The sequence below is a fragment of the Peribacillus phoenicis genome (assembly GCF_047238085.1).
In the GTDB taxonomy this organism is placed as follows: domain Bacteria; phylum Bacillota; class Bacilli; order Bacillales; family DSM-1321; genus Peribacillus.
Map to the genome: position 1 here is coordinate 150548 of NZ_JBDFMF010000001.1, position 15600 is coordinate 166147.

11 protein-coding genes are annotated in these 15600 nt (G+C 42.3%); 10 read left to right on the plus strand and 1 reads right to left on the minus strand.

Annotated elements, in window-relative coordinates; translation table 11 throughout:
* The first annotated feature begins 184 nt into the window (after positions 1–184).
* Positions 185–1531, plus strand: coding sequence for an aspartate kinase (locus ABC374_RS00775; RefSeq protein WP_413015240.1), 1347 nt, complete (start codon positions 185–187; stop codon positions 1529–1531).
* Between the two features lie 618 nt (positions 1532–2149).
* On the opposite strand, the gene ABC374_RS00780 is transcribed toward ABC374_RS00775, so the two are convergent.
* Positions 2150–2710 (minus strand): nitroreductase family protein, encoded by a 561-nt coding sequence (locus ABC374_RS00780; protein WP_413015242.1) that lies wholly within the window; start codon positions 2708–2710, stop codon positions 2150–2152.
* 447 nt (positions 2711–3157) lie between these two features.
* Between ABC374_RS00780 and ABC374_RS00785 the strand changes: the two genes are divergently transcribed.
* The 9 genes from ABC374_RS00785 to ABC374_RS00825 all read left to right on the plus strand — a co-directional run bounded on the left by ABC374_RS00785 (position 3158) and on the right by ABC374_RS00825 (position 15567).
* Positions 3158–4906, plus strand: coding sequence for an ABC transporter ATP-binding protein (locus ABC374_RS00785; RefSeq protein WP_413015244.1), 1749 nt, complete (start codon positions 3158–3160; stop codon positions 4904–4906).
* Positions 4881–6671, plus strand: coding sequence for an ABC transporter ATP-binding protein (locus tag ABC374_RS00790; protein WP_413015246.1), 1791 nt, complete (start codon positions 4881–4883; stop codon positions 6669–6671). Before ABC374_RS00785 ends, ABC374_RS00790 begins: the two co-directional genes overlap by 26 nt.
* A 373-nt stretch (positions 6672–7044) precedes the next feature.
* Entirely contained in the window at positions 7045–9099 is a 2055-nt protein-coding gene (locus tag ABC374_RS00795; protein WP_413015248.1) for a carbon starvation CstA family protein, read from the plus strand.
* 13 nt (positions 9100–9112) lie between these two features.
* Positions 9113–9316, plus strand: coding sequence for a YbdD/YjiX family protein (locus ABC374_RS00800; RefSeq protein WP_413015250.1), 204 nt, complete (start codon positions 9113–9115; stop codon positions 9314–9316).
* 303 nt (positions 9317–9619) lie between these two features.
* Complete coding sequence (locus tag ABC374_RS00805; RefSeq protein WP_413015252.1) at positions 9620–10834, plus strand: ammonium transporter; 1215 nt, start codon at positions 9620–9622, stop codon at positions 10832–10834.
* A 14-nt stretch (positions 10835–10848) separates the two neighbouring features.
* Positions 10849–11211: a P-II family nitrogen regulator gene (locus ABC374_RS00810; protein ID WP_063235326.1), complete on the plus strand. Its 363-nt coding sequence runs from the start codon at positions 10849–10851 to the stop codon at positions 11209–11211.
* Positions 11212–11758: 547 nt separating this feature from the next.
* Positions 11759–12409: a LytTR family DNA-binding domain-containing protein gene (locus ABC374_RS00815; RefSeq protein WP_133351753.1), complete on the plus strand. Its 651-nt coding sequence runs from the start codon at positions 11759–11761 to the stop codon at positions 12407–12409.
* 130 nt (positions 12410–12539) lie between these two features.
* On the plus strand, positions 12540–14066 hold the full coding sequence (gene scpC, locus ABC374_RS00820) for a succinyl-CoA:acetate CoA-transferase ScpC (RefSeq protein ID WP_350301113.1): 1527 nt from the start codon (positions 12540–12542) through the stop codon (positions 14064–14066).
* A gap of 394 nt (positions 14067–14460) precedes the next feature.
* Complete coding sequence (locus ABC374_RS00825; RefSeq protein ID WP_413015256.1) at positions 14461–15567, plus strand: AI-2E family transporter; 1107 nt, start codon at positions 14461–14463, stop codon at positions 15565–15567.
* Positions 15568–15600: the final 33 nt, after the last annotated feature.

Consider the following 15600-nt stretch of genomic DNA (forward strand, 5'->3'; position numbering starts at 1 on the left):
CATATGCCCGTTGTCTTTTTCCTTGTTTTTAGCCATTCTTTATCAGTCGTCCTGATGATTTGTCCTTTTTAAAAATACAAATGTCCTCCTATAATGGAATTTCCACTTGATTGTTTCGAGAAAAAGCGTAATAATAGGGAGAGTTGATTTTGACAGAATATTTACGAAAATAGGGGATGTCGAGATGAAAGTTGCAAAGTTTGGTGGAAGTTCACTTGCGTCAGGTGAACAGTTGAGGAAGGTATTCGAAATTGTTGTTTCTGATCCAGAGAGGAAGATTGTGGTCGTTTCGGCTCCAGGAAAACGCAATTCCGATGATATAAAGGTGACGGATTTATTGATTGAAGCTGCGGAACAGCAGTTGCGCGGGGATAACGGAGAGCATTTGATAGAAGATGTTGTATTCCGCTATGCGAGCATTGCTGAAGAGCTGGATATATCTGAGAGTGTCATCACTGGGATTCATGAGAATTTAATGGCACTGCTGCATGCAGACCAAACTAACCCGAAGCGCTATCTGGATGCCTTGAAGGCCAGCGGCGAGGATAATAATGCGAAGCTGGTCGCAGGTTATTTTCAAAGCCGTGGTGTAGAGGCACAGTATATCAATCCAAAGAAGGCGGGCTTGATCGTAACGGATGAAGGTGGATTCACCAAGGTGCTGCCAGAGTCTTATGATCGGTTATATGCTCTGCGTGATGAACCAGGAATCGTTGTATTCCCAGGGTTCTTTGGATATACGTTAGATGGTGATGTGTTAACCTTCTCAAGAAGCGGTTCAGATATTACTGGTTCGATTCTTGCGAATGGGGTCAAAGCTGATTTGTATGAGAACTTTACGGACGTGGATGCCGTTTATGCGGTGAATCCAAATGTGGTTTCCAATCCGAAGGGAATCCGGGAACTAACCTATCGTGAGATGCGTGAGCTTTCTTATGCAGGTTTCTCGGTATTTCATGATGAGGCGCTGATTCCTGCATTCCGTGCGGGAATACCTGTCCATATTCAGAATACGAACAATCCGGCGGCACAAGGGACCCGCATTGTGAATACACGGGATAATACGAACGGGCCCGTTATTGGGATTGCAAGTGATAAAGGATTTTGCAGTATTTACATTAGCAAATATTTGATGAACCGGGAAGTTGGTTTTGGCCGGAAACTGCTGCACATCCTCGAAGATTATGGAGTTTCATATGAGCATATTCCATCAGGCATTGATGATGTGACGCTTATTCTAAGGCAGGATCAGATGAAAGGTGAAGCCGAGAATAAAATCATTTCCCGAATCAAGAAAGAGCTGCATGCCGATGAAGTGAATGTGGAGCATGATCTGGCCTTGATCATGGTTGTAGGGGAAGGGATGCGTCATAATGTCGGTACAACGGCAAGAGCGTCAAAAGCCTTGGCCGAAGCAAAGGTGAATATTGAGATGATCAACCAGGGCTCTTCTGAGGTAAGCATGATGTTCGGTGTGAAAGGGCACAACGAAGAGACGGCGATTCAGGCATTATATCACGAGTTCTTTTGAGAATAATAGATCAGTGACCTCCTTTTAGAAGGGGGTTTTTTTGTGATCAATCTTTTAGTCACTATACATACGGCTGGACTTTTCATCTGGTACTTTATGATAGTGGCAATGACCGTATGGGGATATTGAATCTGAGCTAAAAGACGCGGATACTTATTGCAGTGAATTGGTATGGTATATTCGTATTATAAAGCTGGGAAAGACTATAAAGTTAAGACAAATGCTGCTTCTGGATGTTATCCCCAATTGGTTTAAAATATTCACTTTGAGTTGATCTCGCTGAATAGAATCATGTTTAGAAAGCCATCCTTATCACCTCAAGTTTAATACTTCTATATTTAATACAAAAAAGACTGTAGGAATAAGTTCTATCTGTATATTAAAACAAAGTTGATTGGAGCGTAAGGTGCGAGACTCCTGCGGGGAAAGCGCGTCAAGGGGAGACACCGCAGGCGTAAGCCGAGGAAGCCCGGACCGCCCACGGAAAGCGAGTGCCTGGAGAGGAGATCAACGTTCAAATTGTAAAAGTCATAAAAAAACTGTAGGCAAACTCGATTTTCATCGAGTTTGCCTACAGTCTGAGCCTCCTAATGGAAGATTGGAGGCTTTCCTTTTATGTTAGTCCATAATGGTCAGGAGTTGATCGATCGCGTTCCTTGGACGCGGGGCAGGGATCATATCGGGATAGCCAACGTGAAGGCTGGCCACGATCTTCTCGCCAGGTTTCACGCCTAAAGCTTCACGAAACTCCATGCTATGTATCATGCCGTATGTTTCCCATATCATCCCGATTCCCTGTTCCCAGGCAAGCAGGCTGAAATTCTGAATCAAGGCACTTGTAGCCGCATAATCTTCTTCACGTGTCATGGGATTCGGATTCTCTTCCATGATCACTGCGACAAACATCGGTACACCTATAAGTTTATTATATCCTCGCTGTCCGGCTGCTTTTTTCTTTTCAGGGTCCTTCTCTTTGCCTTCCATGAATGCACGGGTTGCTTCTGCGAGTTTTAAGCGGCTATCACCCAGAACCACGACGAAGCGCCACGGTTGGGTCAATTTATGGTTCGGTGCCCATGTTGAAGTTTCCAATAATGATTGGATGGTATCAATAGGAACAGGAATGTCTTTAAATCGTTTGATGCTGCGCCGTTCTTTAATGATATCTTCTAGTTTCATGATCATCCTGCTCCTTTAATCATATATGTAAATTTAATAGTTGAAAAAAAATAATCCCCGGCTGCCTAATATGCTTCCAACGTGAATAAATTACTTGAATAAAGAGGGGGCAATATTCTAGTGACTTGCATTCGCTAATGAGCATATAATTTTACTAGGCACAGAGAAGCCGGGGCGACATTGTATCTATGTACAATATCAAAAGGGTACGATAAGAGAATATCGTAATTGCTTATCAAATTTCAGAGATCAATAATGAAATTGAAAATCATTATCAATTAGAATTTTCGCTTATTTCCTGTTATTTGTCAAGGGTATTTATAAAAAAAATCAAGATTTTTACCAATGCTTTAAAACAGTTAAAATCTTTTAAAAAATCTGTATAAAAATGTATAATGAGAGGATGAAAAGATGCTATTTACATACGGAGAATCGAAGGTGTCATAGATGAAAAAATTGTCCTCATTTCTTAAGCCGTACTGGCTTTTGATCATTCTTGCTTTATCCTTAATGATTGTCGAGCTCGGGGTAGAGCTGTTACAACCTTTATTTATAGCAAAAATAATTGATGATGGCATTTTGCAGAAAGATTTATCGGTGGTGATTAAATGGGGAAGTGTCATGGTTGGGCTTTCTGTTTTTTCATTTCTTGGCGGGATTGTTAATTCCTTTACGGCATCACATGTAAGTCAAAGCTTTGGACATGATATCAGGAAAAGCCTTTTTGGTAAAATACAGGCGTTTTCTTTTGCGAATTTGAATAATATCCCGACTTCCTCGTTGATAACAAGGATGACAAATGATGTGACCCAACTTCAAAATACGGTTTTTATGGGCTTGCGTATCATGGCGAGGGCGCCATTGATCGTAATCGGCGGAGCGATAATGGCTATTGCGGTCGATTTGAAATTATCCCTTGTTTTGGTCATTTCAATTCCGGTTCTTGTTTTCTTCTTGCGATGGGTTATGAAACGGGCGGCTAAGCTGTTTAAGCTCGTCCAGAAAAAACTCGATAATGTCAATGGTGTCATGAGGGAAAATCTGATAGGCATGCGCTTGATCAAAGCTTTTCTTCGTAAGGAGCATGAAATCGGCCGATTTGATGATGCGAATGAAGAGTTGAAAAGAAAGACTGTGTCTTCCCTTCGTTTAATTGAAACGACGATGCCTGTGCTGATGCTGGTCATGAATGTGGCGATTCTGATCATTCTCTGGCTTGGAAGTGAATTTATAACAACGGGAGATATACAGGTAGGGGAAGTTGTGGCGATTGTCAACTATGCCACGAGGATTGCGGCATCCCTTTCCGTTTTTTCATGGCTGATCATGGTCATTTCCCGTGCAAAGGCTTCAGCGGAACGTGTGACGGAAATATTTGAAACCCCGATAGATATTGATGAAGGTAAGGCGGTAAGCAAGAGTGGGGCCGTCAATGGGGGAGGCATTAAGTTTCTGGATGTATCTTTCCGCTATCCTGGAACCGAAACCCCGATATTGAAAAACTTGACCTTCTCCATCGATCCGGGAGAATCGCTTGCCATCATAGGAGCGACAGGATCAGGGAAAACATCACTGTTTCAGCTGATTCCGAGATTATACGAAGTTGAAAGCGGCTCCATTCAAATTGATGGCCAGGATCTGAAAGATATTCCCTTGAATTCGCTGCGGAACAGGATCGGCTATGTACCGCAAGAGGCCCTGCTATTTTCAGGTACCATAAAGAATAATGTCGCTTGGGGAAAAGAAGGTGCCTCGATGGAGGAAATCATGGCTGCAGCCATGCATGCTCAGGTCCATGAGACTGTAATGAAACTTCCGAAGCAATATGAAACCCAGTTAGGGCAAAAAGGAGTGAATCTGTCGGGAGGGCAAAAACAGCGCTTATCGATCGCAAGAGCATTGGTGCGCAAACCGAAGATTCTCCTTCTGGATGATAGTACAAGTGCGCTGGATTTGAAGACGGAAAGTAAATTGCTTGCCGCTTTAAAGGGCTATACATGCACAACGCTCATCATTACACAAAAAATCAGTACAGCCATGGAGGCTGACAAAATCTTGTTGCTGGAAAGCGGTCAAGTCCTTGCGCTGGGGAAACATCAGGATTTGATGCAAACAAGCGATCTTTATCGAAAAATCGTTCACTCACAGTTTGGGGAGGAGGGGATTTCGCTTGAGTCGAAGAATATCTCCCGATAAGGCAAAGTCTAAACCGATCAACTCCTGGAATACGATAAAAAGGATCATTCCCTACTTAGCAACGAATAAAAGCCTGCTATTTTGTGTCCTTTTCATGGTTCTGATAAGCTCGGTTTTGGGATTGCTTGGCCCCTTTCTTGTTGGGATGGCCATTGATGATTATATTGTCACAAGAGATAGCGGGGGGCTGATCAGCCTTCTTTTCGGACTTCTCGGAGTCTATATATTCTATTCCCTATCCATGTGGCTCCAGAATTATTGGATGATCGGAATCGCGCAGGATACGGTTTATGCGATGCGCAATCAACTATTCAAAAAGCTTCACCAGTTGTCCATTCCCTTTTTTGACCGGCGTCAGCATGGGGAATTGATGAGCAGGGTCACGAATGATATAGAAAATGTCAGTTCCACTTTGAATAGTTCAGTCATCCAGATTTTTTCAAGTGTGCTGACACTGGTCGGGACGATTGGAGTTATGCTGTATTTGAGCCCTTTATTAACCGTTTTAACCTTATTCATCGTTCCTCTCATGTTCTTCGGTCTGAGGTGGATAACGAACAGGACGGGAAAGCTGTTTAAAGCACAGCAGAAGAACCTTGGAGAACTGAACGGGTTTATAGAAGAAACGATTTCCGGACAACGGATCGTAAAGGCTTTTTCACAGGAAGATAAAGTGATCCGTGATTTTATCATCCGGAGTGAAAATTTAAAGAAAGCCGGATTTCTATCACAATCATACTCAGGGCTGATTCCAAAACTGATGAATTTACTGAACAACTTAAGTTTCACGGTAATAGCCGCTGTCGGCGGATTTTTGGCGCTGAGTGGCATAGGTACGGTTTCCATCGGGGTAATTGTCATCTTCACCGAGTACTCAAGGCAATTCACCCGTCCGCTCAATGACCTGGCTAACCAATTCAATACACTCCTCTCAGCTGTTGCCGGCGCTGAGCGGGTTTTCGCCATACTTGATGAAAAAGAAGAGGAAGTGGATGAGAAACAGGCTTCTGAACTTCGTGATGTCCGCGGTGAGGTGGACTTTGAGGGTGTTTCCTTTTCGTATAATGATGAAGAGCAAACGATATATGATGTTAGTTTCCATGCAAAAAAGGGGGAGACCATCGCGCTTGTAGGTCCCACGGGGGCCGGTAAGACTACGATCATTAATCTTCTTGCACGTTTTTACGAGCCGAACAGCGGCCGGATATTGATTGACGGCCAGGATATCCAACAGGTGACGAGGTCCAGTCTCCGTAAGCATATGGGCTTCGTTTTACAGGATTCCTTCTTGTTTCAAGGTACGATTCGTGAAAATATCCGCTACGGCCGGCTGGAGGCAGAAGATGAAGAAGTGGTGAATGCAGCCAAGCTTGCCAATGCCCATTCCTTTATCATGAAACTGCCAGATCGATATGAAACCATCTTGAATCAAGATGGCAGTGGAATAAGTCAGGGGCAGCGCCAGCTATTATCGATTGCCAGGGCAATTTTAGCCGATCCCATTTTATTGATTTTGGATGAAGCGACAAGTAGCATAGATACGATAACCGAGCTTAAAATCCAGGAAGCATTACACCGCTTGATGGAGGGAAGGACAAGTTTTGTCATTGCCCACAGATTGAATACAATTCAGCAAAGTGATCAAATCCTTGTACTTGATGAAGGAAGGATCATTGAAAAAGGATCCCATGATGAATTGTTGCGGCAGAGGGGTTTTTATTACGATCTAAACCGCAGTTCATTAAGGGAAAATCAGATAGGATGAAGAAAAAATGTGTGCCATCCGGCGCACATTTTTTGTTGGTCCCATAATGAGCATCATAAACTTGGGGATTGCATCCCGTTCATTTAATGATGCACCTTCTAAAAATGCGTTCACACAATCCGAATTTTATAAAGTATGGAAATTATTGATTCCACATAAGTGGGATAAGAGGTAATTATCGACAAAATAATGGAAAATACTTTACAAATTGACTAAATTGCTATTGCTAAAAAACCTTATGGTAACATATAATTCAGAATATATATAAAATTCTTTAAATTTAATGGGTACGGGATAAATACAGCCCTGGCCCCTTATAAATGAAGGTTTTTTATAGTTACACACTAGATCAGTAGAGAGGAGATGGAAAAAAATGAAAGCGCTTAAGTCTGTTATTCTTTGGGGGATCGTATCTGCACTGGGTGCGGTTAGCTTTGGTTTCGTCGCGCTAAACCGGGGGGAAAGCATCAATGCCATGTGGGTTGTCACTGCGGCACTCTGTGTTTATTCAATTGCATACCGCTTTTATAGTAAATTCATTGCACGGAAAGTGTTTGAGCTAGATGACAATCGCCAGACTCCATCGGAAGCGAATAATGATGGGAAGGACTACGTACCTACAAATAAATGGGTGCTGTTTGGCCACCATTTTGCAGCAATTGCCGGAGCTGGCCCTCTCGTAGGTCCCATCCTTGCAGCGCAGATGGGATATTTGCCAGGGACGCTATGGCTTGTAGTCGGAGTTGTATTGGCTGGTGCCGTACAGGATTTCATCATTCTCTTCGGTTCGATGCGCCGAAACGGCAAATCTTTGGGAGAGATGATCAAAGAGGAGATTGGCCCGATTACAGGCTTGATAGCGATGATCGGTATTCTCGGTATCATGATCATTTTATTAGCGGTACTTGCCCTGGTTGTCGTAAAAGCGCTGGTGGGCAGTCCGTGGGGGATGTTCACGATTGCCTCGACGATACCGATCGCTGTTCTCATGGGCATTTACATGCGTTATATAAGGCCGGGACGGGTTGGAGAAGGATCGATTATCGGAATCATACTTTTGATGCTCGCTTTATATTTCGGCCGCTTTGTAGCCGAAAGCGCAACATTGGCGCCAATGTTCACTTTCAGCGGGGAAACGATTGCCATCATGTTGATAGTATATGGTTTCGTTGCCTCCGTTTTGCCTGTATGGATGTTATTGGCACCGCGTGATTATTTAAGCACATTCTTGAAAATCGGTACGATCATCGGACTTGCACTTGGTATCTTTATTGTCATGCCGAGCCTTGAAATGCCTGCCGTCACTCAATTCATCGATGGAACAGGACCTGTATTTTCCGGAAATTTATTCCCGTTCCTATTCATTACGATCGCTTGTGGAGCGGTATCGGGATTCCATGCCCTCGTTTCCTCAGGTACAACTCCTAAAATGATTGAACGCGAATCGCATGCACGCCCAATCGGATACGGGGCGATGTTGACTGAATCCTTTGTAGCCATCATGGCGATGATAGCCGCCTGTGTATTGACGCCAGGTATCTATTTTGCCATTAACAGCCCGGGGGCCGTTGTGGGAACGGAACCAGCGCAAGTGGCTGCTACGATATCCGATTGGGGTTTCCTTGTGACACCTGAGATGATTACCGGCCTTGCAGACGATGTTGGGGAAGAGACCATTATATCCCGTACTGGAGGAGCTCCAACCTTTGCTATCGGCATGGCCCATATCTTCTCGCAAGTGATTGGCGGGGCGTCCCTGATGGCGTTCTGGTATCATTTCGCGATCCTGTTCGAGGCATTGTTCATATTGACCACCATTGATGCAGGAACCAGGGTGGGACGTTTTATGATACAGGATATCATCGGCACCTTTTACAAACCATTTGCCGAAACGAATAAATGGCTGCCCAATATAATTGCGACTGCCATTTGTGTAATCGGTTGGGGGTACTTCCTTTATCAAGGGGTCATTGATCCTCTTGGCGGGATCAATACCCTTTGGCCATTGTTTGGAATTGCGAATCAGATGCTTTCCGCCATTGCGTTGCTGCTTGGGACGACGGTCCTTTTCAAAATGGGCAAAAAAGCGTACACATGGGTCACTCTTGTGCCCACTACATTCTTGTTGATAGTGACCATGACGGCAGGGTGGCAAAAGCTGTTCCACGAAAACCCGGCAATTGGCTTTTTAGCACATAAGGATAAATTTAAAGCGGCTTATGATAGCGGGGAAGTTCTTGCTCCGGCAGCCAATCTGGCCGAGATGAAGCGGGTTATCGTCAATGATTATGTGGATGCTGCCCTATGTGCCATCTTCATGGTCGTGGTGATCACGGTCCTGATTTCTGCCATTAGGTTATGGATAAAAGTCTTGAAGAACCAGAAAATAGATTTACATGAAACGCCTTATGTATCAAGGTCGTCATAAGGGAGGGAAGGCAATGTTGAAAAGAATAATTACAATTCTCAGCTACAGAAAGCAATTCGTCAGTTTGCTCGTCGGCGTGCCAAGTTATGATACGTATGTGGCACATATGAGAATGCACCATCCTAAGGATCCCGTGAAAACCAGGAAAGAATTTTTCTGCGAAGCCCAGGATGAACGGTATAATGCAAAGGGTGGGAAAGTGTCTCGTTGCTGTTAATTGAATATTTTTTGAGGGTCCTCTATAGGAGGGCCCTTTTTTTATTGGTTTTTTTGATGGGGTCATTAGTAGAGGGGGAAATGTAACGGAAATGGAGTCGTAAAAATGTTGAAAAGCATTTATAAAACCAAAAAAATCAAATTATCTAAGCCTTTATTCATAGTTATGTTATATAACCTAACATTTTTTTGTAAAATATAAAAATTAAGTTGAATTATTAGAAAATTAAGTATATGATAAAAAATATAACATAATAGTGTTAATAAACATAACATAAACAAAAAACAAGGGGGAAAAAACAGTATGCAAATGGCAGATTCGGTATTCATGTTTTTGGCGACAATGATGGTTTGGTTAATGACACCAGGGATTGCCCTATTTTATGGAGGGATGGTAAAAAGTAAAAATGTCCTGAATACGGCAATGCATAGTTATATGCCATTGGCTGTCATTTCGATTCTTTGGGTGCTGATTGGATATTCATTATCATTTTCACCTGGTAATACACTTCTGGGCGGTCTGGACTGGGTTGGCTTAAAGGATGTAGGCTTTGCACCTGGACCATACAGCGAAACAATTCCTCATAGTTTGTTCATGTTATTCCAAATGACTTTTGCCGTTTTAACCGTCTCGATCATTGCAGGTGGCATTGCCGAGCGGATGAAGTTTTCAGCATTCCTGATTTTTACGATCCTTTGGTCTTTATTCTTATACGCCCCCGTTGCACACTGGGTATGGGGAGGCGGCTGGTTAGCGGAACTGGGTACACTTGACTTTGCAGGCGGCAACGTTGTTCATATTTCTTCAGGGGTTGCAGGTCTGGTTTTAGCGATCATGTTAGGTAAAAGGAAAGAGTCGGGGGACAGTGCACCGCATAATCTTCCATTAACATTCCTTGGCGGATCATTAATTTGGTTCGGTTGGTACGGCTTCAACGTCGGAAGCGCACTGACAATCAATGAAGTGGCGATGAATGTATTCGTCAATACAGCTGTTGCAGCCGCTGCTGGTATCATTGGCTGGCTGATCGTCGAGTATATGGCTAATAAAAAGGCAACATTGCTGGGTGCGGTATCCGGAGCCATTTCTGGCTTGGTGGCCATTACACCTGCTTGCGGATTCGTAACCCCTGCCTCTTCCATCATCATCGGGGTCATTGGCGGTGCCGTATGTTTCTGGGGCGTATTCTTCCTGAAGAATAAACTGGGTTACGACGATGCACTTGATGCTTTCGGATTGCACGGGATCGGCGGGACATGGGGTGGCATCGCTACAGGTTTATTCGCGACCACTTCCGTTAACGAAAACGGTGCAGATGGTTTATTCTATGGAGATTTCAACTTGTTGTGGAAGCAGCTTGTAGCGATCATTGCGACATATATCTTCGTTGCCGTGGTCACTTATATCGTTGCTAAAGTCATTAACCTTTTCGTACCGTTGCGTGTCAGTGAAGAAGATGAGTCAATGGGGCTTGATCTTACACTTCATGGAGAAAAAGCTTATCACGAATCCATTTAAAGGGGGTTGCTCATATGTCCGAGGTTTTAACGAAAATAGAAATCATTACACGTCCGATCAAGTTTGAACAATTCAAAGCGGAACTTGCAAAAATAGGGGTAAGCGGAATGACTGTTTCGGAAGTAAAAGGAACGGGTCTTCAGAAAAGTTATGTGGAAACCTATAGAGGCAGAAATCGTGAAATGTCACTACATGATCGAATGAAAATCGAAATCGTCGTGTGTGAAGTGCCAGTTCAGGATGTTGTGGATGTAGCAAGGAAATTCTTGAGTACAGGTAAACCAGGTGACGGAAAAATCTTCATTTATGAATTGGCGAATGTTGTGAATATCCGTACTGGGAAAGAAGGTCATGATGCGTTAAAAAATGACATCTGAATGTCCGGCCTAATGTGCCGGATACCGTTGATGCTAAGAAAGGGAGCTGAAAATGGGGAGACTGGTCCGAATTGTTAATGCAAAAAAACAGAAGATCGTTAATACGCTCATTTCAGAGGATGTATATCAACCTGATGACCGACCCTTTTTATTGGAATTGCCACTGAAAAATCTAGAGGAGATACTATCTCTAAGGATAAAATCCTCGTTTCAAAATCCCCGTTTTAAAAAATAATCTTTCAGCCGTTAACCTATATGGGGAGAGCGGCTTTTTTTATACGTTCCACCCTCCGCTATGGCATTTAAATGTTAGTATATAAGGAAACTTTTTTCTTGAATCCCCCATGGAAATCGGGGAGCTTTCCAACTATAATGAATAAGAATATAAATTTAAATACGATTTTTTTGCTTTTTTCGACGCTTTTCGCTTAGTTACTTCAATTTTTCAAAAAAATGTAAGTTTACCAAAAAACTATGAATTAATTCATGAATGCCCTGCTGAATAATAGGGAAATTATTAATATGTTCTTTTAAGAGGTGAAAGGAAATGGATCAATTTACGGTCGAATCCGTTTTAAATATCATCAGGGAATTTGTACCGAAGGATGCTTCAATTTCTGTGGCTGATTCCGAAAAATACATTTATTATCAACCGAGCAAACAAGTCGACTTAAGAATAAAACCAGGTGATTTAATCAGTGAAAACACAGCGACATATAAAGCACTGAGTGTCCGTAAAAAAATAGGGGTGCAGGTTGAAAGCAATGTATTTGGCGTACCTTACTATGGCCTGAGTGTTCCTATCATGGACCAGGGCAATCCTTTAGGAGCGGTTACGGCCATCTTGCCAACAAAGCCATTAATTTTACCGACATCATTTTTGACCATTAAAACGGAAGATCGCTGGATACCGCTTCCATATGATGAAATCATGTATCTGGAAGCTCAAAATAGGAAAACTAAAATTCAGTCCGAACGTGTGAGTGGATTTCATAAAATGAACTTAAGTGAATTGGAATTCATTTTACCTAGTGATTTATTCATTCGTGTGCATCGTTCGTACATCGTCAATATCAACTATATTCAAGAAATCCTTCCCGATTTTCATTCTACATTTTTACTGATAATGAAAGACAACTCCAAAATCCAGGTCAGTCAAACGTATGCAAGTCAATTCAGGAGGGCTTTAGGATTTTAATGATTCTCCCTTGTGTGAATAAAATGCTGGTTTATGCCCTATATAAGGCTTTTCATTCGAAAATGAATGTGACGATTACACAGGATTGGTAAAATTAAGTGTAAGAAAAGCGAAAATGGGGGTCTTTTGTATGAACGAAAGCGTTTTCAAAAAAATTCGCAATGAACAATTTAAGGGGAAAGTAGTTACAGCGGAAGAAGCAGCTTCATGGATTAAAGATGGGATGAAACTCGGTATGAGTGGATTTACCCGTGCTGGTGATGCTAAAGTTATTCCGATGGCTCTAGTTGAAAAAGCAAAAACTGAAAAATTCAAAGTTGACGTTTATACTGGTGCTTCATTAGGACCGGAAGTCGATCAACATATGGCGGAAGCCGGTATCATAAACAAACGTTTGCCGTTCCAAGCGGATAAAGGCATTCGCAATAAAATAAATGCTGATGAAGTCACTTATGTAGACCAGCATTTATCTCATACAGCTGAACAAGTTCGTCAAGGCATTGTCGGACCTATAGATTTTGCAATCATCGAAGCATTGGCGATTACGGAAGAAGGATTGATCATCCCGACAACTTCTGTAGGTAACTCAGCCATATTCGTTCAAGAAGCTAAACATGTAATCATTGAATTGAACGTTTCCCATCCAGAAGGATTGGAAGGGATGCATGATATATATACACCAGCAAAACAAGGGGAACGCGAACCGATTCCTATGACTAAAGCGAGCGATCGCCTTGGATCGATCGGTATTGCGGTTGACCCTGAAAAAGTAATGGGAATCGTCATTTCTACAGATCTTGATGCACCTTCTACAATCGTGCCTCCGGATGAAGAAACTGCAACAATCGCCAACCACCTCATTAACTTCCTTCGTGAAGAAATCAAGGCTGGCCGTTTAACTGAAAGTCTTGCTCCGCTTCAGTCGGGTGTAGGTTCAGTGGCAAATGCTGTATTCGCTGGCTTCCTTGATTCTGAATTTAAAGATTTGGAAGTTTATTCAGAAGTGCTGCAAGATGCGGTTTTTGATTTAATCGATGCTGGAAAAGTTAAATTCGCTTCAGGTTGTTCGATCACATTAGCTGAAGAAAAAGGTAAACAAGTTTACGGTGAGCTTGAAAAATACCGTGATAAACTAGTTCTTCGTCCACAAGAAATATCTAACCATCCTGAAATCATCCGCCGCCTTGGCTTGATTTCAATCAATACAGCGTTAGAGTGTGATATCTATGGTAACGTGAACTCGACACATGTTTCTGGGACAAGAATGATGAATGGAATCGGTGGATCGGGAGATTTTGCCCGTAACTCACGCCTAGGCATTTTCGTAACGAAATCATATGCAAAAGGCGGCAAGATTTCCAGTATCGTTCCTTTCGTTTCTCATGTGGATCATACTGAACATGATGTGGATGTATTAGTGACAGAGCAAGGGATCGCAGATTTACGTGGCTTGGCACCAAAAGAGCGCGTAGAGTTAATCATAGAAAACTGTGCGCATCCTGACTACCGTCAACAGCTTCGTGCATACTTCACTGAAGCTGTTGCGCAAACGGGCGGGCATCAAACTCCGCACATTCTTGAAAAAGCATTTTCATGGCATACGAACCTAGCTAAAAACGGTACGATGCTTGAAGCGGTTCTTCAAGATCAAAAATAAGACTCAAAACCCCGCCAATACAGCGGGGTTTTTTTATTTGGGTCCGTGTCCGGTATAGGTGAAAACTCATGAATCTTTCGTCACATCAATGGAATATTGAAAGGTAAATAGATTATTTCTCCTAAGTAATTTGTATGATGTATCCTATTGATTCTTTTTCCTGCGACATATAACAGATTTAAAGTGTAAAATGATGCTTAACCATCAAAAGGATAGGGAACTGTATCTTTAGGCTTTTTTCTTTTATTTTTGTATATAATTATTCATCCAAGTTATAGAAATATGGTAAACTGCTAACAATGAATGATTATATACATAGGATTTTTCGCATTTATGATGTTGTTTCCTTAGAAATAGGGAGTTAAATAGAATTGCTTATAGTGGAGGAGATAATTTGTTCAAGCAAAAACTGCATTTTTGGACGTTAGAGTTATTACTATTGTCTTTACTTTTTTATGTTGGTACAAAGATTTCTTTTCTTTTTGAACCAATAGTCATTTTTACATCTACATTGTTCTTTCCAATCTTGATTTCGGGTTTTCTCTACTTTTTGTTCAACCCTACCGTTGATTTCCTCGTTAAAAGGAGAATGCCAAGGGGATTGGCGATTTTGTTGCTTTACGTATTTTTCCTTGGGTTGATTAGTTTGTTGGTCGGTCTGGTTGGCCCGTCACTTTCCAAACAGGTTACGGATTTACTCAATAACCTTCCGGATTATTTCAATCAAACAAGGAAGTTCATTGAAGATTCAGCGGAGTCAAAATGGTTTTTGTGGACGGTGGAACAAGATTATGTACCTCTGCAAGAAGTAGGGGATTCGCTGCAAAAATATTTGACGAACTTACCTAGTAATATAACGAACAGTTTAACTTCCGTTTTCAGCGTAGTGACGAATATTACTTTAGTGGTCGTAACGGTTCCTTTCATCCTGTTTTATATGTTGAAGGATGGAGATAAGCTACCGAGCGCCATCATGAAATTCGTACCGGTTCGCTATAGAAAACCAGCTTTGACAGTACTTCAGGAAACTGGCGGGACACTTACTACATACATACAAGGACAGATGCTTGTTTGCATGTTTGTCGGGATCGGAACGTTCATCGGATATCTAATCATTGGTTTGCCTTATGCGTTCTTATTCGCGCTGATTGGCGCTGTAACCAATATCATTCCATATGTAGGTCCGTTTATCGGAGCCGCTCCTGCCGTCATTGTGGCGTTGATTCATTCACCGACCGAGGCATTATTGGTCATTCTCGTTGTAACGGTCATTCAGCAATTGGATGGTAATTTCATTTCACCGTTAGTCATCGGGAAGAAATTGAACACACATCCGCTTACCATCATCATCCTATTGCTCGTCGCCGGAAACATTGCCGGTATCATCGGCATGATTTTAGCGGTTCCGACTTACTCTGTTGTTAAAACGATTGTATTGAATATCGTAAAATTCATCAGGATCCGAAAAGAGGAAAAGCTTGAAGAGGATATATTGGAATGAAAAAACGGGCCCTACTCAATTGAGTCGGGCCCG

What these genes read in the sequence shown, in the direction of transcription:
- ABC374_RS00795 (WP_413015248.1), top strand. Translation starts at nt 7,045, where the DNA reads ATGAAAGCGCTTAAGTCTGTTATTCTTTGGGGGATCGTATCTGCACTG.
- ABC374_RS00815 (WP_133351753.1), top strand. Translation starts at nt 11,759, where the DNA reads ATGGATCAATTTACGGTCGAATCCGTTTTAAATATCATCAGGGAATTT.
- scpC (WP_350301113.1), top strand. Translation starts at nt 12,540, where the DNA reads ATGAACGAAAGCGTTTTCAAAAAAATTCGCAATGAACAATTTAAGGGG.
- ABC374_RS00785 (WP_413015244.1), top strand. Translation starts at nt 3,158, where the DNA reads ATGAAAAAATTGTCCTCATTTCTTAAGCCGTACTGGCTTTTGATCATT.
- ABC374_RS00810 (WP_063235326.1), top strand. Translation starts at nt 10,849, where the DNA reads ATGTCCGAGGTTTTAACGAAAATAGAAATCATTACACGTCCGATCAAG.
- ABC374_RS00775 (WP_413015240.1), top strand. Translation starts at nt 185, where the DNA reads ATGAAAGTTGCAAAGTTTGGTGGAAGTTCACTTGCGTCAGGTGAACAG.
- ABC374_RS00800 (WP_413015250.1), top strand. Translation starts at nt 9,113, where the DNA reads ATGTTGAAAAGAATAATTACAATTCTCAGCTACAGAAAGCAATTCGTC.
- ABC374_RS00805 (WP_413015252.1), top strand. Translation starts at nt 9,620, where the DNA reads ATGCAAATGGCAGATTCGGTATTCATGTTTTTGGCGACAATGATGGTT.
- ABC374_RS00780 (WP_413015242.1), bottom strand. Translation starts at nt 2,710, where the DNA reads ATGAAACTAGAAGATATCATTAAAGAACGGCGCAGCATCAAACGATTT.